Source organism: Hydrogenobaculum acidophilum (assembly GCF_054656715.1).
Map to the genome: position 1 here is coordinate 71,828 of NZ_BAAHXP010000003.1, position 19,460 is coordinate 91,287.

Genomic DNA, 19,460 nt, shown 5'->3' on the forward strand with positions numbered 1-19,460 from the left:
CTAGCAATGTTTAAATATACCAAGCTATATGGCTATTCTTTGAAGTAGCATTGGAAACTTTTGTTCAGAAATAGCTTCTATGCCTATCAAGAGGCGATTAGCATAGATTTTACATCTTGTTTTACACCTTTGTCGGTAAAGGCTATTATAGTGGGCCCAAAGGCAAAGTTGTGTAAATTGCTAAATCTTATGTTTAAATACTCTAAAAGGGTTTTTACATATGGCAAAAAGAGGTAGACCACCAAAAAAACAATTTTATAATAGAAATCGCTTTTATAATTTCGATATGATATATAAAAATATTCTTATATATAGGTATAAATATGCATAGTTATTAAGATAAGAAAATAAAAATGAATCTAAAACAAAAAAAGTTAACATAATCTTGTTAAATTCAGGATAGGAGGTGTTATGAAAAAAGCCAAATTGCTTTTAGCATCTATTTTTGCAACCAGCATAGCACATGGAGCTTGGTTATTCCCTTTGTTACCAACAGAAGGTATAGTATTAAAGCGCTCTAACACATCGTTCATGAGCTTAAACTTTTTAACACAAATCTGGACACAATCCGATGGTCAGGTTTCTCAAAACACAAAAAGCGCTACAAACTTTTCTGTAAGGGACGCAAGGATTGGCATAGAAGGTCAAGCAAATAGATATATTCAATTCGGTGCATTTTTTGATTTTTCAGACAACAATAGTTTAGGATTTGATGGTAGCGCAAGAGCTCATCAAGGTACAGTGCAATCTTCCATATTGCAAGATGCTTATATAAGCTTTACCCCTTCTAATGCTTTTAACTTAACCTTTGGAGAATTTAGGGACCCATTTTCTAGAATATCTTTATCTGGACTCTATACGCTTGTGATACCAAGCTATTACGGCTATGGTATAGGGCCTATAGACGATGTTATAAACCAAAATACAAAAAACCCGGCACTAGCTTTTATAAACCCATTTTTTCCTCTGGGTTATGGCTCTTTGCCTGGTATAAAGGGTGAACCAGGTGTTACCTCCGCTTTTAGAGATATGGGTGTTGCAGTATGGGGCAACCTTGCCAAAGGTATGTTTAAATACTATGCCATGGTAGGTCAAGGGAAATACGATTATCAAACATCTTTATCAAACAAAGGTAATCTATATCAAACCGATAACCCAAATCTAAAATACTCTTTCAGACTTGTTTTTGTACCTACATTTTTAGGCTATACGTCAGACCCAACATACATGATGAGAGATACTTATTTAGGACACAAGAAAACGCTACAAATAGGTATAGGATATGAGACCCAGAAAAGAGAATGCAACGGCTCACCTACATCAAACTGCCAAGTACCAAACCCTGCTAACCCTTCTCAAAACATCATAATACCTGCTTCTTCTGTCACATCAAAAGCCTACGATGTTGATATATTTTATGAAAATAAATTTGGTGAGCTTGTACCGCAGTTTCAAGCTGGATATATAGTAAACAAAGACTTGGGCTTTGGTGATAAATATGGCAATAAACCTGAATCAGATGGTTATTATTTACAAACCCAGTGGCTTTATGATAGGTTTGTGGGTATTGGAAAACCGGCACTAGCTTTAAGATATGAATCTTATACCAATAAAAATGTATATGCGGTAGCTTCAAACGGTGAGGTATCTCCAAATCCAAACAACATATCAAAAGCCCCAAACGGTTCTTACCAGGATGGTAGGATAGACAACTTGTCGGTATTCTTAAACTACTATATTGCAAACCAAGCTGCTAAAATATCTCTTGGTGCTGATTTCGTAAATCCAAACTCCATTGTCAAAACAGCTGAGTGCTCAGGTGGAAACCCTGCCAATGGTGGATGCGGTAAAAGTTTCGTAGATTATACTTTGCAGCTTCAAATAGTTTACTAAGTTCACAACGTTTTTATTTTTTTATAATATACTTATTTTTAAGGAGGTTTTATGTTGAAGAAAGGGTTTTTGGCTTTTATGATAGCAAGTACCATGGCTTTGGCAAATCCAGTGAAGATAGTCTTTGATGTGCATACTGGCAGTGATGCCAAGTTTCAGTTTATCATGAACAACCTTAGAAACATTACCCACAACACCGGCAACAATCCAAAAAATCTACAACTTTATTTGGTATTTTATGGACCGGCTATAAAGTATATGCTAAATAGCCTTGATAATACACCTTTTGCAAAAGATACAAAGCTTGCCAACAACCTTATGGATATGCAGATGCAACTTCAAGCCTATCAACAAGAAGGTGTAGTGCATTTTAGGGTGTGCCATGAATCTTTGAATGCTTATCACGTATCACCTAAGGATGTGGTAAGTTTTGCAAAGGTGGTACCCGCTGGTATCTTAGAAATTGCAAAATTAGAACACGAAGGATACGCTTACGTAAGACCATGAAAGAGTTTATACTGCTTTTATTTACAATACCTTATATAACTTTTGGTGCTTGGTACAATTTTAAAGACGGTTTAGCTATTGCAAAAGCTCAAAATAAACCCCTTATGGTTTATTTTTATCAGGACAACTGTGAAGATTGCAAACATATGGAGATGTTTACTTTGTCCAATCAAAACGTGTCAAACTTTATGGATACGCATTTTGTGGTGTCTAGTATTGACTTAGATTCAAGATGCGGTAAGAAATTAGGTAGGAAGTTTGGAATTTTTGGAACTCCCACTTCAGTGTTTTTAAATCCAAAAACAAATAGCATTATCTTTAAAGCTTTTGGAGATATGAATCCAAATCAATTTTTAAAAACGTTAAACTACGTATGTCTAAACGCCAAAAAAGGAGGCCTTTCATGTTAGACAGAAGAGAATTTTTTAAACTTGGTACTGGTGCTTGGCTTGGATTAGCTTTAGCCCCTATCCTTGAAGCTCCTGTTTTGTCGTTGGGAGCCCCTTCGATGCCCCAAGAGGATAAAAAGGGTTTAGAAAAAATAGAGAAGTCCCTTCAAAAAGCTTTTGGTAAAAGCTTAAAAGACGTAAAACAAGATTCTAAAGTAAGATTAAGTGCTCCTACCATAGCAGAAAATGGACTTCATGTACCGGTATCTGTAGAAGCAGACTATCCCATAGAGGATATAAAATCCCTTCATATATTTGTGGATGAAAACCCAGACCCACATATATCCTATATAGAGCTTACCCCTCTTAGTGGTAAAGCCTTTTTCCAAGTGCCTATAAGAATGGCTCAAAGTTCATACGTAAGAGGTATTGCGCTTTTAAAAGATGGGTCTTTGGTAGGGGATTTTAAATTTACAAAGGTAACGGTAGGCGGTTGTGGATAGAAGGTCTTTTATAAAGCTTATAGCTATCGGGTTTATACCTTTTATCTCAAAAGCTTATGAATTGAGCGCTTTAGAGACGAAGTCCGCTGTAAAGTACCAATCTCATCCCCATGATGGGGAGATGTGCTGTATGTGTAAGTTTTTTATACCTTCAGGTTATAGTAGCCCTCATCCTTGTCATATGGGCATGATGGGAAGTATGGGTATGATGGGCGGTGGCATGATGAATGCAAAATGTCAAGTAGTAGCTGGAAGGATAAGCCCAATGGGCTGGTGTGTACTTTTTCAAAGAGCTTAAAAGGAGGTTTTATGAGTGTACCAGTCATAGTAAGAGTTATACCAAACAAGCCTAAGAAAGGTGATGTGGCAAAGCTTATGTTTTTAGTGAAACACCCAATGGACCCAGGCACTATAAAGGACCCCAAAACTGGTAAGCTTATACCAGCAAACTATATCACTACCATAGATATATCTTTAAACGATAAGAAGATAGCTACCATACACAATGGACCTGGCGTGTCTTCAAATCCTATATTTGGACTAGATTTTAAAGCAATTGAAGCTGGCACTGTAAAGATGATATTTACAGACAATCATGGTAAAAGCTTTGAACACGACTTTAACTTAGAGCTTTCTTAAAGGAGTTTATTTATGAATCTTACCAGAAGAGACTTTTTAGAGCTTCTTAGTGTGATAGGTGTAGGAATAGCTACGGACCCCATAAGCGCTGTAGCAAAAGTAAACAAACTAAGTTACGACGATTTGATGAGTTTTAGACCAGTAGGTAAAGCTAGTATTGTATTTACCACGGATACCCATGGACATATGAAACCTCTTTATTTCAGAGAACCCGCAAATTTGGTAGGTCCTAAAAACTTAGCTGGTACTCCTGGGTTTATAGCAGGTTATGAGTTTTTAAAGTTTTACGGTTTAAAGCCAGATACTATTGATTGTTATTTTGATACAAACGTGCATTTTATAGAGCTTGCCCATAGATACGGTATTATGGGTGGTACTTCCCATATAGCCCGCATAATAAAAGATATAGTCCATGAAAGAGGTAGAGAAAATTGTCTTATATTGGATAACGGCGATACCCTTGCCACATCTGCTATAACCCTTTTTACCAAAGGAAAATCCATGTTGGACTGGATGAACTTAGTGGGCTATGACCTTTTTGTAGGGCACTGGGATTTTACCCTTGGAAAAGAGGAATTTTTAAAACGCGTAAAAGAGTTTAAAGGAGAGTTTATATCCCAAAATATACAAGATGAGTTTGGTGAACTTCCTTTTAAGCCGTATGTGGTCAAAGAAATAGGTGATGTAAGGATAGGTATAGTAGGTAATTCATTTCCATACACTCCTATATCAAACCCAGCTAAGTTTGTGGAGGGCTGGACCTTTGGTATAAACATGGATTCTATGCAAAAGTACGTAAACGAACTAAGGGATAGACACAAAGTAGATGTTGTAATACTTCAATCTCACGATGGATTACCTCTTGATATAGCCCTTACCAAATATGTACATGGTATAGACATTATCATAAGTGGCCACACCCACGATATAACACCAAAAGTATTAAGATACAACAATACATATGTAGTGGTGGCTGGTTCTCACGGTAAGTTTGTAGGGCGTATAGATTTGAAAGCCTCCAAAGGAAAGCTTCAAGATATATCCTTTAAACTTATACCAGTGGCTACAAATATAGTACCAAAAGATGAAGATTCTGAAAAACTTCTTCAAGAATACTTTAAACCCTACGATGAAAAGCTAAACACAAAGATAGGCACCACATCTTCTTTGATATACAAGCGTGATACATTTTACAGCACCTTTGATGAGCTTGCCAACGATGCTATCATGGATTATTATCATGGTATAGATATCGTGTTTTCACCAGGTTATAGGTGGGGAGCAACGCTTTTACCCGGTCAAGATATCACCGTAAACGATGTATACGATTTTACCGCCATCACATATCCACATGTTTATGTGTTTAAGCTAAAAGGCTCTCAGATAAAATCTCTTTTAGAGGATATGGCGGACAACGTATTTAATCCAAACCCCATATACCAACAAGGCGGTGATATGCCAAGACTTTCTAAAAATGTGTACTACGAGATAAAGATAAATGAACCAGAGGGTAAAAGGTTTCAAGTCATAAAGATAAACGGCAAAGATTTGGAACCAAACAAAGAGTACGTGGCTGCTACTTACGGAGGCGAGCTTTGGAAAATAGGTAAACTCGTAGAAGATGCCAAACCAATACCCGCTTACGAGCTTTTGATAAACTATATAAAATCAAAGCGTCATATTGAGATTACCACAAACCCAAAAAATCTTTTCAAGGTTTTAGATGAGCCTTACAATTACACTACCACATAAGGAGGGTTTATGAAAAAATTGTTGTTTGGCGTTTGGCTTTTGGTAGGATTGTCGTGGGCTACAAGCCCTCTTTATTTTAAAGAAGAATCTCCAAGCTCCTATGTTAAAAATTTGAACAAGGATTTTAAGCTTTTATACACATTTGACATACAAAAGACTATGGAAGCTTACGATAAAAACTTCATCCCTTACAAAGTATACATTTATAATACAAAATATACAAACGCTCTTTTGTCCAAAAACCCTCTTCTCGGCAACGCTATACCTTTTAGTGTACTCACTTACAAAGAAGATGGTAAAACTTATATAGTGGTACCAAACATATATTACGTTGGACTTTTGACGGGTACCGATACTAAAAGCCTAAACACTTTAAAGAAAATACAAAACACAATATTAAAAGATTTAAAGTTTAAGCTGCCAAAACCTTCTTCTTACCAAAGTTTGCCCTTATTTGTGAATATGTCTTACAACATGGATTTTAAAGATGCAACTACTTTTATAAAAAGCTCTTTAGAATCAAACGATATGACAATACCACACCAATATAAGACAAACAGCGTAGACATACTATACTCGTGCAACGCCAAATGGGGAAGGTATATACTTAGCGATTTTAAAGATATAGGGGCGTTTGCTCCTTGCAGGGTTGTAATATATCAAAAATCTGGCAAGACTTTTGTTTCTTACTTTAACCCAAAGGCTATTAAATATATTGATAAAAGCCTAAAACCTTCTACTATAAAGGCTCTTGATAGGTTAAACGATATCTTAAAGTCTTCTTTATCGGGCTTTTAAAAATGAAAGTATAATATAACACCGTCGTATAAAACAAGCAAAGTGGCGCTAAGAAGAATAAGCTTATCGTTTAAAAGCTCTTCGGATGGTTCTCCGCTTTTTAGATTGTGAGTGATGTGATAGTATCTAAATATACCAAAAGTGGCTATTATAACGCTGTAGAAAAATACCTTGCTTGGTATGCTAAGAGTATACATAGTATATATGCCAAGACCAAGAGTTGCAGATATTACCATTAGCTGGTCAAGATAATAAACGCTATAGTATTTTAAAACCTCTTTAAAATCTTGGCTTTTTTCTTCCATTGTGAACAGTTCATATCTTCTTTTGCCAAATCCAAGGTAAAGGCTTATGAAAAACATATCTAAAAATAGATAAGGCGAGACATCCACAGATGCCGCGAAAGCCCCTATGTATATTCTTATCAAAAACCCAAAGGCTATAAAAAAAACATCAAAAAGCTGTTTTTTCTTAAAATAAAAGCTATAAACAAAACTATTTAACACGTAGAGCATAGACATGCCAAAAGCCAGTATAGAGGCTTTTATTACCAGCATAGCACCAACCACAAACAAAAAAACACCTACCATGGATGCAGCGTTGATAGAGATATCTCCTTTTGCTATAGGCCTATTTTTCTTTTTTGGATGAAGCCTGTCTTTTGGAGCATCTATGATATCGTTTAATATATAGGTGGATGATGTGATAAGACAAAAGCCTAAAAAGGCAAGGGTAGTGTGTAAAAGAGGCTTCGTATGAAAAATCTCTCTTGCAAACACTATGGGGATAAAAAGCATGAGATTTTTAGTGTATTGTTTTGCCCTTAATAGCCTAAAGAAAATCTTTAATTTATTGTAGTCCATTTAGCCAAGATTGTAAGTATTGGACCTCTTTAACAGCGTGTATTTGATTTAGATACTCTATAGCACCTTGTATGTAGGCTTTTGCCAGTATAGGTTTTCCAATATCTTTATAATAAAAGCCAAGATACGCGTAAGCCATAGACTCCCAGTAGCTATCGTCTGCTTCCAAAGCCTCTTGATACCCTTCTGATAGTAAAGGGAGTGCATTTTTATAGTCTTTGTTTTCCCTTGCTATCTCTCCCAAAGAAAGAAGCGCTATAGCTCTTGCATCGTGATTTTTTGATTTCTTAGCGAGTTTTTGAGCTTTTTGTAAAATTTCTTTTGCTTTGTCTAGATTTCCTATATGATAATACGCAAGCCCTTTTAAAGCTAGTATTTCTGATTTCACAAAACCTGATTTGGCATGTTTTAAGGCCTCATCAAAATACTCTATGGCTTTTTGATAGTTGTTTTTTGCACTTTCTAAAAAGCCTTCCGACTCTAAGGCTATAGCAAGAGCATCGCCTGTTGGATTATATTTCATAGCATTTTGGCAATGAGTATTAGCTTTGTTTAAATCACCACTCATAGTAAAAACTCTACAAAGATAGCTTTCTGCTTCAGACATCATTGTGATGTTTTTTGTGTTGTCTAAGGCATTTTTTAAAAACACTACAGAGTCTTGGTAATCTCCGTTTATTTCACTCATTATACCAAGACATAGACTTGCCCCTGGGTCTTTGGGATTTTTGATAAGCTCGTTATGACCTTCAAAAACCGCCAACCTAAAATCACCTTGATACAGCTTTGACATGCATTCGTTGTTGAAGGGTTTTCTGGCACAAGAGCTAACTAAAAAACCGATAAAAAAAAGAGAAATAAAGATTTGTTTTCTCATAAAGATTTTATCTCTTGTATTATCTCCTGTTGAAGTTTCATAATAATGGAGCTTAGCTTTTGGATGTCTTTTTTGTCTACGCTCATCTTGAATCCAGCTATTATGTATTCATCTTCTTCGTATATATTTACAATGTTTGCTTTTGCCCTTATTTGATGAGAATCTATATAAAGCTCTGCTTCAAATACTATATTTTTCTGAGCTAAATCCTTCAATATATTTAATACAATTTTGCTTTTTTCTTCGTCTTTTTTTATTTTTATTGCAAACCCCCCTTCACTTATATTTTTAAGTTCTAAGTCTGAAAGGCATTCTTTCGTATCTTCTATGTTCTCTGGACACAAGCTTGCATAGGATTTATGCTTAGAATCAATCTCTACTCTTACGCTAGTCCTCTTTAAAAATGGGGGTACTTCCAAAACGGCATTTGCCATAAGCACCAATTCGTCCCTTATGCTAGAAAATACATCACATTTGATATAAAAAGATAGCTCCTTACCTTGATACGGTATTGAAAATTTTACATATACCGGGTTTCCAGTTTGAAAAGCGTATTTCATAGACGTATTTTTCCAGTTAAAGGCAAGATAAACTTCATTGCTTTTGGATGTGTCTACCCAAGAAAGAGGTACTTTTATATTTATTGGCACATCTCTATATATCGTATATATGCTGTATTCTTTGCCTTTCTGAAGTTTTGAAGCAACTTCTTTTATATCTATTTCAAAAACTTTAACCATTTAATTATTATATTATATCTTCAAATATCTGCAGTCTATTTATTGATTCTATTTTGTCTTGGGCTTTTAATAATATTGCGTTAAATATCCCTTGAGACTCATCTACCTCAAACCTCGCCGGTATACCTTTTAGGTATTTTGTAATAGCAGTATACTCAGTACCTATTATACTATGCCAAGCTCCTGTCATGCCTATGTCTGTTACATATGCCATACCAGACGGAAATATAAGAGCATCCGCTGTTGGCACATGAGTATGGGTTCCGTATATAAATATTTTATTAGCGATATCTTTAAACTCGTTTTCTATATAGAGGGCAAAGGCGTATTTTTCTGCTGTGGCTTCTGCATGAAAATCTATAATAGCTATATCAAAAGAGTTTTTATTAAGAATATCTCTTGCTACGAAAAAAGGATTTTCTAGTGCTGGGTTTCCCATAAACACCTTACCCATAAGGTTTATAACAAGTATTTGTTTGTTGCTTTTATTAAAAACTTTAAAACCCATTCCGGGTACTCCTTGTGGATAGTTTGCCGGTCTTAATATATCTTCCTTTTGGTCTATAAAGGTAAAAATTTCTTTGTTGTCCCATATGTGGTTGCCGGATGTGAACACATCTATTCCAAGGGCTTTTAGCTCTTCGTAAACTTTTAAAGTAATACCAAATCCACCGGCTGCGTTTTCACAATTTAAAAGTATAAAATCTATCTCATATTCTTTTATAACCTTAGGAAGAATGGCTTTTAGAGTCCTTCTTCCAGTCCTTCCTATAACATCTCCAATAGCCAATATATTCATAACACCTCTTTAATGCGGATGGAGGGACTCGAACCCTCACGGCTTTTCACCATAGGAGCCTGAATCCTACGCGTCTTCCTATTCCGCCACATCCGCTTTTTTCTAAAATAATATACCATATCAGGCAAGCTCTTCCAATAGTTTTACATATTTTGACAGCATATGTTCGATGCTATATCCTTTTGATGTTTCAATTGCATTTTTTATTATGTGTTCTTTAGTTTGATTGTCTAGATTAAGCACTTTTTCCATGGCTCTTGCCATAGCATCTATGTCTTTTGGTTTTGTTAAAAAGCCGTTTACTCCGTCTTTCATATATTCTGTTATACCACCTACATCTGTACTAATACATATGAGCCCGCTTGCCATGGCTTGCAAAAGCGCCCCTGCTATGCCTTCTAACCTAGAACCAAGGACAAAACTATCGCAAGCTCTCAAGATATATTCTACATCTTCTCTATAACCAAGACCTAAAAAATGCTTTATACCCAAAGCTTCTGCATCTTTTGTAGCTTCGGTATCTGTTAAAAGCCCTACAAACAAAAGCATCGTGTTGTCTTTTTCTATTTTTTTATAAGCTTTTAGTATGTCAATGTGACCTTTTACCTCAGGGTTGTAGTTTGCAACATTTACGAATATATGCTTGTCTAAGGGAAGGTTGTACTTTTTTCTAAGGGATATTTTCTCGTCTTGGCTTGCTTTTCTAAACCTTGATAAGTCAATACCACTTTGTATAAGCCTAAGCCTATCCGTGAAAAAATTTTCTTCCAAAAGCTCCTGGTAAACTTTTTTCGATACCACCACTATTTTATCCGCTATGCTGTATTTTAGATGTTTTGAGAGTAAGCTTGATTTTCTGCCAGAGCGTTTAAAAGCCACTATTTTTGGCTTTTTTGATAAAAATGGATATATGACCCTTATATAATCAAGAGCTTTTGGGGAGTTTGCAAAAACCACATTGAATTTGTTTGTTAATATTATATCATAAAGCCTTTTGTAGTTGAAAAGGCTTACCCTTTTAAAAGGCGTTTCTTTTTCAAACTCATAATAGGGTATTTTATCCTTTATTTTTTCTTTAAAAGCTTGAAAATCGTATGAAAGCGCAAAAGATACATCAAACCCAAGGTTTTTAAGACCCATAGCTGTTATGTAAGCCTGCTCTTTTGTACCACCCCAGCCTACGGCATCTAACACGCTTAGAATTTTCATTGTAAATAATTTTTTTCTTTTAAGAAAAGCGCCACCAAAACACCTACTATGTAAATAGAGGATGCTATAGCCCCAGCCCTTGCCACAGAACCAGATAAGTATGTGATATAACCAGTTATAAAAGGTCCTATGGATGCCAAAGTCCTTCCTATGTTAAAGCAAAAACCAGCCCCAGTGGCTCTTATAAAAGAAGGATAGGCTTGGGGAAAGTATATGGAGAACCCACTAAAAACACCGTTGTTAAAAAATCCAAGCAAAGCAAGAGATACCAATAGTTTATCAAAGCTTTTAGTGTATAAAAATGTTATAAGACCCATTAAAAAACTACCTGCAAAGAATAGCATGAACGTATTTTGTATACCTAAAAACCTTGTTATAATGCCAAAAGCTATATAACCAAACAAAGCACCTATGTTTAGCGCTATAGAACCAAGCCCTACGTAGTAGGCTATGTCTTTTTTATGAAGAAGATAAGATATCAAGGCTGGTGTCCAGTTGGTAACACCCCAAAGACCAAACACAGCTACAAAAGCAAGCAAAGCTCCAACAATTGTTTGGTTTTTATAGTCCTTTGTAAAAAGAAGTTTTAGGCTTTTAATATAAGAAAAGGTATTTCTGTTTGAAAGCCATTCTTCTGATTCTTTTACAAAAAGCCTAAAAACAAGGGCTAAAATAGCTGGCAAAATACCTATTAAAAACATCACCCGCCAAGAGTGATACCTCCCTATTGTAAAGTATATCAAAGATGCTGTTAAAAACCCAATAGCCCATGCGCTTTGAAGTAAACTTGAAGCAAAAATCCTATTTTTCTTTTTAAATATTTCTGCCACCAAAGTAGCACCACCTGCCCATTCGCCACCTATACCTATCGCTGTTATAAATCTAAATATAGCAAGCTCCCATACATTTTGAGACAAAGAAGAAAGCCCTGTAAACAAAGAGTAAAGCCCTATTGTAATAGTAAGAGCCCTTACTCTACCTATTTTATCTGCTACATACCCAAAGCTAACTCCTCCTATGGCCCATCCTATAAGAAATAAAGAAAATATAAGACCTCCGTAAAAGCCCACATGACTTTCTGTATTTGCGATGCCTTGGTTTTTAAGAAGCTCTTTTAAGGCGCTCACCATCACCAAAGCATAGATGGTGGCATCCATACTGTCAAACACCCATCCTAAAAAAGCCCCTATAAAACCAAGGATTTCTTCTCTTTTCATATTTCGTACATCATATCAAAAAGCTCTTTTGCCATAGCCTCATCCATAGTTTTTAGCTTTTTGTAGCATTCTCTTGCTTTATCTATATCGTTTATTTTAACATAGGCAACTCCTAATTTGAAGATAATGTCTTTATCCTCTGGTTTTTGAGAGAGCTCTTTCTCTAAATCTTCTATATAACGCTTTACCATTATATCACCCATCTTGCTAAACATACCTTTTTTCATCATGATATTAAAGATAAAACAATGCTATTTGTTTGCAATATATAATGTATAACTTCACATATACTATGGACACTTGCCTTTGTTAAAATTTTTTATAAACCAATACATGAAAGATGTAAGTTTTTATGGTTAAAAGCTTAGGAAGAACTCACATAACATTGGAAATGAGGTGACAAGTCTGCCACGGTTCACAAGTCTGCCACGGTTCACAAGTCTGCCACGGTTCACAAGTCTGCCACGGTTCACAAGTCTGCCACGGTTCACAAGTCTGCCACGGTTTATTGATTTGGTATATTTTTTAAGCGTTAACGTTAGCGTGTGGTATACTTATAACAATGTATAGCAACTCATACATAAGGATTGATGGTAGAACTGGTTTACACAATTTGATGTGTAGGGCTTCAACTTTTTTAAGGCTTTTCACAGTAAAGCTCTACTATCTTTTGTATAATCTTTGAAGTGGATGTATCGTAATCAAATTTTACAGTGTTGACACTACCGCCATTTGATAAAACTATATCTGCCCCTACTATATTTTCTATTTTCCAATCTGCTCCTTTTATGAGGATATCTGGTTTTATAGCTTTTATAAGATTATAAGGCGTATCTTCATCAAAGATTATTACCATATCTACAGGTTTTAGTTGGCTTAGTACATAGGCTCTTTGTTCTTGGGGTACTATTGGCCTTTTCTCACCTTTTATCCTTTTTATAGAATCATCCGAGTTTAATCCTACCACGAGGATGTCTCCGTAGCTTTTAGCAATGTTTAAATATTTTACATGTCCAGCGTGTATTATATCAAAGCATCCATTGGTAAAAACTATCTTTTCGTTTTTTGCCCTGTGCTCTTTTATTTTCCCTATTGCCTCTTCTAAGTTGTAAATCATTTCATATATTATACAGTATTCATTTTATTTTAATATCTTTTATTGTATGATAATCTAAATTTTAGGAGGTGTTTTATATGAAAAGCACTATACTTAAGAAAGGTAGTATGGCAATTGCTATCCTTAGCTTTGGAGTGCTTCTTAGCGCTTGCGGTGGCGGAGGCGGTGGCTCGGCTTCTACATCTAGCTCTGGCAGTGGCTTTACTACAACGAGTGCTTATATACAAGATGATGCTTCAAAATATCCAAACGTTACAGTGGGTATATATAGCATATCCCTTGCAAACACAGGTGATGGTAACGCTTGTGTTTTGTTTAGCAGTTCTACACCAGTTTATATAAACCTTGCAAGCTTGTCAGGTATTGCCCAGTATATAAGTACCACCGCCTGTCCATCCGACAGCGCCTACAATAGACTTGATATAATCCTTTCAAACACTGTTAGCGTTATTACACCAACCTATAGTTCTACTATGTGTACGCTTACCTCTTACAATCCAAATGCCAATCCAAACGTTACACTGCCAAACACTGTAAACTGCACAAGCGGTTCTACATGCTTACTCGATATGACTGGTGATATAGGTGCGTTATCTGGCACAAATTCTTATGTAGATATTGATTTTGATTTAAGAAATAGCTATATAAACACTAATACTACACCTTGTACAGTGAGCTTTGCTACAAGACCGATAACCATGGAAAATGAAAACGAGCCATCTGATGCTATGCTAAGATTAAGAGGATATATAAGCAATTTGTCAACAACAGCTTTTAGCATTGTAAAAGATGACAACGTATATACAGTAAGCTATACTACTATGCCCACAAGCTCTTATACGCTACTTCAAAGTGCTTCTTCTAACTCTTTAAAGGTGGCTGTGGTATGTAGTAGCTTTACAAACAACATATGTACTGCCTCAATTATAACTCAAACAGCAGGTGGTGTATATCAAGGCTATGCCAACAACTCTTTAACACTATCAAGAGAAGATAACAATTTTGTCACGATACCACTGTTTAATCCAACAATCTATCCAACTTCTATGACTTGGTCTTCGTTTACGATAGGTAGCAGTTATCTACTTGATGTAAATATATGTAATGTATCAAACTGTTCATCTAACATATACTATACTGGAAACCTTATGTTAGAAGATGACAACGATTGATTAGATTTATATATTTAGCCCCTAGGCTTTTGTCTTGGGGCTTTTTAAAAAATATTTAAACTTTTATCTCTTCAAGAGTAAGCTCTTTGTTGTTGTTTATAGTGTTTATTTCTAAGGCTATGCTGTCTAAAAGCCTATATAAAGATGTATGCATGTCATCGTATAATTTACAACCAGAGGCATATTTATGACCACCGCCTCCAAGACGCTGTGCTATTTTGGATACATCTACAAATTCTTCCTTGCTTCTTAAAGACACCCGCCAGAATGTAGTTCCATCCTCTTTTTTAGTTTCTATCATGGCAAAAGCCACATAAACACCTTCTAACCTTCTTGGATAGTTTACAAGCCCTTCTGTATCTTCGTAAAGAGCCCCAGTCTCTTCAAGCATACTTTGAGTTATGATGATGCCGGCGGTTCTCCCGCTATGGAATATCTCGAGGTTTTCTAAGGCTTTGCTTATAAGTTTTAGTTTGGATAGACTCTCCTTTTCTCCAAAGTTTTTCCATACGTAGTTTGGTTCTACGCCGTAAGAGCATAGCGATGATGCTGCATCAAACACCTCTTTTGTAGTGTTTGAGTATCTGAAAAATCCCGTGTCGGTGCAAAGTCCAGTGTAAAGACAAAGGGCGATGTCTTTGTCTATAAGATCTTTGTTTATGTATTTTAAAAGCTCATAAACCAAAAGGGTAGTAGAAGCGTAAGAATAATCTACAAAATCGTAAAGTCCGTAAAAATCCCCGCCCACATGATGGTCAATACGTGCTTTGCAGTTTGATGATATTTCAAAGTTAGCTCTTTTAAAACCAGAGGCATCTACTATAATAGCCAAATCAAAGAATTTTCCATCTAAATCTTTTGGGTGAAGGACTTCATCTACTTTTGGTAAAAACTGAGCAAACTTAGGAATGTTGTCTTTACAAAACACATAAACATCTTTATTTAATTTTTTCAAAAATATGTATAGAGCCAAAGCGCTACCTAATGTATCACCGTCTGGATTTTCATGACAAACCAAGAGTATGCTTCCATTTTCTTCTAAAAGCTTTTTGGCAAGAGGAACAACTTTTTCCATAAATACCTCATATATATTATTTATGCAATTTTTCCTCCATTTCTACGACAGCAAGCATAGTTTTAAAAACTGAGTCTGGGTTTAGGGAAATGCTGTCTATACCTTTCTCTACTAAGAACTGAGCAAAATCTGGAAAGTCGCTTGGAGCCTGGCCACATATGCCTACTTTCCTATTGGCTTTTTTGGCTACGTCTATTAGATTTGCCACCATAATTTTGACTGCTTCATTTCTTTCGTCGTAAAGATGTGCCACCAAATCAGAGTCTCTATCTATGCCAAGGGTTAGCTGGGTTAAGTCGTTGCTACCTATAGAAAATCCATCAAATATCTCTGCGTATTGGTCTGCTAATATTACGTTGCTTGGTATCTCTGCCATTACATAAACCTCAAGCCCGTTTTCCCCTCTTACAAGCCCAAACTCTTTCATGGTTTCTAACACTTTTGCGCCTTCTTGAGGAGTCCTACAGAATGGTACCATCACCTTCACGTTGTCAAGACCCATTTTGTTTCTAACCCTTAGTATCGCTTTGCACTCAAGTCCAAAGGCTACCTTAAACTTATCTGAATAGTACCTTGAGGCACCCCTCCAGCCTATCATCGGGTTTTCTTCTTTTGGCTCAAAATACTTACCGCCTAAAAGCCCTGCATATTCGTTGCTTTTAAAATCAGAAAACCTAACTATTACAGGATTTGGATAAAAAGCTGCTGCAATCTTCGCTATACCGTAAGAAAGCTTCTTTACGTAGTACTCTTCTTTGTTGTCGTAACCAAAGGTTATATTTTCTATCTCTTTGTATAGCTCTGGATCTTTTTCTTTTACTTCATTTAAGTTTATAAGAGCCAAAGGATGTACCTTTATGTAGTTTGCTATGATAAACTCTTCTCTGGCAAGGCCTACACCATCGTTTGGAATGGCTGCATATCTAAACACAGAGCTTGGGTCTGCCACGTTTATCATTATTTTGGTTTTTGGCTTTTTGATGTTTGATAAATCTATCTCCTTTGATTCAAAGTTTAGCTCTTTGTCGTATACGTATGCGGTTTCTCCTTCAGCACAAGAAAGGGTCACTTTCATACCGGTTTTTAGTACTTCCGTTGCCTTTTGAGTGCCTACGGCGGCTGGGACACCAAACTCTCTTGCTACAATAGCTGCATGTGCAGTTCTACCGCCTCTATTTGTAATAATGCCACCGGCTTTTTTCATTATAGGTTCCCAGTCTGGGTCTGTTATATCTGTGACCAGTATGTCCCCTTCTTTGAAATCAGAAGCTTCGTTTATACTGTGTATTACTTTTACTGTGCCTACAGCTATTTTATCTCCTACAGCTATACCGCTTAATATCCTATGTTTTATCCTTTCTTCGAGAGGATCTTTTATTTCGTATACGACAAGTTTGTTTTGCTGGCGTCTTGATTGAACCGTCTCTGGTCTTGCTTGGACTATGTAAAGCTGATTGTCGTTGCCGTCTTTTGCCCATTCTATGTCCATAGGTTTTTTGTAATGTTCTTCTATTTCTATGCCCCATTTGGCTAAGGTAAGTATCTCGTCGTCGTTTAAAGCATAGAGTTTTTGCTCATTTTGAGGTACGTTTATTATCTTTACCCTATCAGAGCCAACGCCGTATATCATTTTCCTGTCTTTTTTGCCAAGCTTCTTTTCTATGATAGCAGAAAAGCCTTTTTTGAGGGTTGGCTTGAACACCATATACTCATCCGGAGTGACCATACCTTGGACTATCATCTCTCCAAGACCGTAGATAGCGTTTATAACTACCACATCTTTAAAGCCACTCTCTGTATCTATGGTAAACATAACCCCTGAAGCGCCTAAATCCGAGCGGACCATTTTTTGTACGCCCATGGATATGGCTATCTTAAAGTGGTCAAAGTTGTGAGAATGTCTATAGGATATTGCTCTATCTGTGAAAAGCGATGCAAAACCATTTTTAACGGCTACAAGTACATTTTGAGCTCCTACTACGTTTAGATAGGTATCTTGCTGACCCGCAAAAGAGGCATCCGGCAAATCTTCGGCTGTAGCTGAAGATCTCACCGCCACATCCACCGCGTGTGTTTTATACATTTGAGATAATTTTTCGTAAGCTTTTGTTATTTCGTCTTCTAAATCTTGTGGAAAATCACCAGCTCTTATCATCTCTCTTACAGCATGGCCTTTCTTAGCAAGCTGCTCTAAGTTTGACGGGTCTAAATCTTTTAGGGTATCTTTTATCTTTTCTTCAAGGTTGTTGTGCTTTATGAAATATCTGTAAGCTTCGGCAGTTACCACAAAACCATAGGGTACATTTACTCCTTTTGGTTTTAGATGCCTTATCATCTCCCCCAAAGATGCGTTTTTTCCACCAACGTAAGGTATATCGTCAATACCTACCTCGTCCAGGAAAACCACCAGTTTACCTTCTAAGTTTTTACTCATTTAAGACCTCCTAAGTTTACACCTTTCTATATCTTACCACCGGTACAAAACTTTTGTCAATAGCTAAAACCCCTTGTCTTACGCCTTCGTAAAAGGGTTGGTATTCATCAAAGCCATTGGATATAAAAAATGTATTGTTTGGTATGTTTGCAGAGATTTTTACTTTGAAAATAGCTTTTCCATATTCTGTGGTAATCTCTAGAAGCTCTCCGTCTGTTGTGTTTATACTTTCTGCCAAAGATTTGTTTATATATATGTATTGATGTGGTTCTATCTCATGAAGCCATCTTGAATAATGTCCCATATCATCTACTGTGCTGTTACCCACAAAAAGTGTATAATCGTCTAAATTTATAGGCTCGTATTTTGAGCTTTTAATATTGGAAATATTTTTAGCTACATCTGGTAATATATCACGAAGCGTATAAGAGTTTTCATCTTCAAAGAGCTTTTTGGCGCTTATATCCAAAAACGCTGTTTTCTTAGTAAAATCCATCTCTATAAAAAACTTTCTTGGAAGATAATATTTTGATAAGTTTACGCTCATGTTTGTCATATGAGAGATAGTCAATATATCTTTTTTGGAAAAGCTCTCTAGTTTGTTATCTGGTATATATCTAAACATGTCTCCTACGTTTACGATAAAATTGTGATTTTCTATGTCTTTTAAATGTTCTTTTATGCTTTTTACGGGCCAGTGGGTTATATTACCAGTGATGATATAATCTATACCGTATGCTTCTTTCATGTGTGTTAAAAATCCCAACACAAAATCTCTATCTATCCTTATATAACTGTCTTCTATTATGATAAGAGCATTGCCTAATTTTGTAGAAAATGTAGTAAATTTGTTTATAAATTCATCTTCGTGATAGCCTTTTAAAAAGGCATTTTGTATATCCTCTAAAAAGCTTAAAAAATATTTAGGTTCTATCAACTTTTTATAGTTTGCTTTAAACATTATATTAGTAAATATTGCACCAGTACAAAAGACTTTTGCTCCTTTTTGCTTTGCATCTATAATCCATCTTGAGAGCATTACATCGGAGTAAGAGGGTTCTGATATGTTTAGGATTACTTTTTTATCAGGTATGTTTTCTACATCTATAGTTTTTGGCTTTTCAACGTAAAGCATGTTTGAATATATATTCTCTGTAAAAGAAAAAGCCCTTTGAAGCTCTTCTTCGGTACAAAACCTATCTACAAATATTCCTATATCTTTATCTAAATCTATATTGGACTTGCTTGACTCTTTTAACCTAAACTCCGAGAAAGGAAGTTCTTGGACAAGGGCTATACCTTTTGTGCAGAAACTACCCATCCCAAGCCTATCGGAAGGATGTCCTGTAACATCTACTATCTTATTATCTTTTATGTAAGCTATAAATTTGCACCCACAATTGCAACCTATACAATGACCTATTAGTTCTTTATCAAAGTTTTTTGAGCTTAAAGACCCCAGCAAAATATATCCTC

The 19,460-nt window shown here is 35.9% G+C and carries 21 protein-coding genes and 1 tRNA gene; 9 read left to right on the top strand and 13 right to left on the bottom strand.

The genetic code is table 11. The annotated features are described in order from the left end of the window. Positions 1-86: 86 nt before the first annotated feature. The gene (locus ACYQZV_RS02700) at positions 87-245 is read right to left on the bottom strand and encodes a hypothetical protein (protein WP_459892934.1); all 159 of its coding nucleotides are present in this window, start codon (positions 243-245) and stop codon (positions 87-89) included. 166 nt (positions 246-411) lie between these two features. Here ACYQZV_RS02700 and ACYQZV_RS02705 point away from each other — a divergent pair, with 166 nt between their 5' ends. From ACYQZV_RS02705 to ACYQZV_RS02740, 8 genes are read left to right on the top strand one after another with little or no spacing between them, the layout of a single operon-like run. After that, positions 412-1,893, top strand: a complete 1,482-nt coding sequence (locus ACYQZV_RS02705) for a porin (RefSeq protein ID WP_459892936.1) — start codon at positions 412-414, stop codon at positions 1,891-1,893. Between the two features lie 51 nt (positions 1,894-1,944). Then, entirely contained in the window at positions 1,945-2,400 is a 456-nt protein-coding gene (locus tag ACYQZV_RS02710; RefSeq protein WP_459892938.1) for a DsrE family protein, read from the top strand. Continuing rightward, complete coding sequence (locus ACYQZV_RS02715) at positions 2,397-2,810, top strand: thioredoxin family protein (protein ID WP_459892940.1); 414 nt, start codon at positions 2,397-2,399, stop codon at positions 2,808-2,810. The genes ACYQZV_RS02710 and ACYQZV_RS02715 overlap by 4 nt, the downstream gene beginning before the upstream one ends. Beyond that, positions 2,804-3,292: a thiosulfate oxidation carrier protein SoxY gene (locus tag ACYQZV_RS02720; RefSeq protein WP_459892942.1), complete on the top strand. Its 489-nt coding sequence runs from the start codon at positions 2,804-2,806 to the stop codon at positions 3,290-3,292. The genes ACYQZV_RS02715 and ACYQZV_RS02720 overlap by 7 nt, the downstream gene beginning before the upstream one ends. Then, positions 3,285-3,590 carry a hypothetical protein gene (locus ACYQZV_RS02725; protein ID WP_459892943.1) on the top strand — a complete coding sequence of 102 codons (306 nt, stop codon included), beginning with the start codon at positions 3,285-3,287 and terminating at the stop codon, positions 3,588-3,590. The genes ACYQZV_RS02720 and ACYQZV_RS02725 overlap by 8 nt, the downstream gene beginning before the upstream one ends. 11 nt (positions 3,591-3,601) lie before the next feature. Beyond that, positions 3,602-3,931, top strand: a complete 330-nt coding sequence (gene soxZ / locus ACYQZV_RS02730; RefSeq protein ID WP_459892945.1) for a thiosulfate oxidation carrier complex protein SoxZ — start codon at positions 3,602-3,604, stop codon at positions 3,929-3,931. Between the two features lie 12 nt (positions 3,932-3,943). Next, complete coding sequence (gene soxB / locus ACYQZV_RS02735) at positions 3,944-5,683, top strand: thiosulfohydrolase SoxB (protein WP_459892947.1); 1,740 nt, start codon at positions 3,944-3,946, stop codon at positions 5,681-5,683. A gap of 9 nt (positions 5,684-5,692) precedes the next feature. After that, positions 5,693-6,481 carry a DUF302 domain-containing protein gene (locus tag ACYQZV_RS02740; RefSeq protein WP_459892949.1) on the top strand — a complete coding sequence of 263 codons (789 nt, stop codon included), beginning with the start codon at positions 5,693-5,695 and terminating at the stop codon, positions 6,479-6,481. On the opposite strand, the gene ACYQZV_RS02745 is transcribed toward ACYQZV_RS02740, so the two are convergent. From ACYQZV_RS02745 to rfaE2, 9 genes are all read right to left on the bottom strand, one after another. Then, positions 6,478-7,344 (bottom strand): UbiA prenyltransferase family protein, encoded by an 867-nt coding sequence (locus tag ACYQZV_RS02745; protein WP_459892951.1) that lies wholly within the window; start codon positions 7,342-7,344, stop codon positions 6,478-6,480. The genes ACYQZV_RS02740 and ACYQZV_RS02745 overlap by 4 nt on opposite strands. After that, entirely contained in the window at positions 7,331-8,221 is an 891-nt protein-coding gene (locus ACYQZV_RS02750) for a tetratricopeptide repeat protein (RefSeq protein WP_459892952.1), read from the bottom strand. The genes ACYQZV_RS02745 and ACYQZV_RS02750 overlap by 14 nt, the downstream gene beginning before the upstream one ends. Next, positions 8,218-8,961: a PilZ domain-containing protein gene (locus tag ACYQZV_RS02755; protein WP_459892954.1), complete on the bottom strand. Its 744-nt coding sequence runs from the start codon at positions 8,959-8,961 to the stop codon at positions 8,218-8,220. The genes ACYQZV_RS02750 and ACYQZV_RS02755 overlap by 4 nt, the downstream gene beginning before the upstream one ends. Positions 8,962-8,968: 7 nt before the next feature. Then, positions 8,969-9,760 carry a TIGR00282 family metallophosphoesterase gene (locus ACYQZV_RS02760; RefSeq protein WP_459892956.1) on the bottom strand — a complete coding sequence of 264 codons (792 nt, stop codon included), beginning with the start codon at positions 9,758-9,760 and terminating at the stop codon, positions 8,969-8,971. Positions 9,761-9,773: 13 nt separating this feature from the next. After that, positions 9,774-9,856 (bottom strand) — tRNA-Leu (locus tag ACYQZV_RS02765). Positions 9,857-9,880: 24 nt separating this feature from the next. After that, positions 9,881-10,969 carry a glycosyltransferase family 4 protein gene (locus ACYQZV_RS02770; protein ID WP_459892958.1) on the bottom strand — a complete coding sequence of 363 codons (1,089 nt, stop codon included), beginning with the start codon at positions 10,967-10,969 and terminating at the stop codon, positions 9,881-9,883. After that, positions 10,966-12,186, bottom strand: coding sequence for an MFS transporter (locus tag ACYQZV_RS02775; RefSeq protein ID WP_459892959.1), 1,221 nt, complete (start codon positions 12,184-12,186; stop codon positions 10,966-10,968). Before ACYQZV_RS02775 ends, ACYQZV_RS02770 begins: the two co-directional genes overlap by 4 nt. After that, on the bottom strand, positions 12,183-12,416 hold the full coding sequence (locus ACYQZV_RS02780; RefSeq protein WP_459892961.1) for a tetratricopeptide repeat protein: 234 nt from the start codon (positions 12,414-12,416) through the stop codon (positions 12,183-12,185). Before ACYQZV_RS02780 ends, ACYQZV_RS02775 begins: the two co-directional genes overlap by 4 nt. 407 nt (positions 12,417-12,823) lie before the next feature. Continuing rightward, positions 12,824-13,303: a D-glycero-beta-D-manno-heptose 1-phosphate adenylyltransferase gene (gene rfaE2 / locus ACYQZV_RS02785; RefSeq protein ID WP_459892964.1), complete on the bottom strand. Its 480-nt coding sequence runs from the start codon at positions 13,301-13,303 to the stop codon at positions 12,824-12,826. Between the two features lie 77 nt (positions 13,304-13,380). On the opposite strand from rfaE2, the gene ACYQZV_RS02790 reads away from it, so the two are divergent. Next, entirely contained in the window at positions 13,381-14,475 is a 1,095-nt protein-coding gene (locus ACYQZV_RS02790) for a DUF4382 domain-containing protein (protein WP_459892966.1), read from the top strand. 55 nt (positions 14,476-14,530) lie between these two features. Here ACYQZV_RS02790 and ACYQZV_RS02795 read toward each other — a convergent pair whose 3' ends face one another. From ACYQZV_RS02795 to ACYQZV_RS02805, 3 genes are read right to left on the bottom strand one after another with little or no spacing between them, the layout of a single operon-like run. Further along, a complete protein-coding gene (locus ACYQZV_RS02795; RefSeq protein ID WP_459892968.1) occupies positions 14,531-15,550 on the bottom strand; it encodes a DHH family phosphoesterase in 1,020 nt (339 codons plus the stop codon). A gap of 16 nt (positions 15,551-15,566) precedes the next feature. Further along, positions 15,567-17,984: a pyruvate, water dikinase gene (gene ppsA / locus ACYQZV_RS02800; RefSeq protein ID WP_459892970.1), complete on the bottom strand. Its 2,418-nt coding sequence runs from the start codon at positions 17,982-17,984 to the stop codon at positions 15,567-15,569. A 16-nt stretch (positions 17,985-18,000) separates the two neighbouring features. Beyond that, on the bottom strand, positions 18,001-19,449 hold the full coding sequence (locus ACYQZV_RS02805) for a molybdopterin dinucleotide binding domain-containing protein (protein ID WP_459892973.1): 1,449 nt from the start codon (positions 19,447-19,449) through the stop codon (positions 18,001-18,003). Positions 19,450-19,460 lie beyond the last annotated feature (11 nt).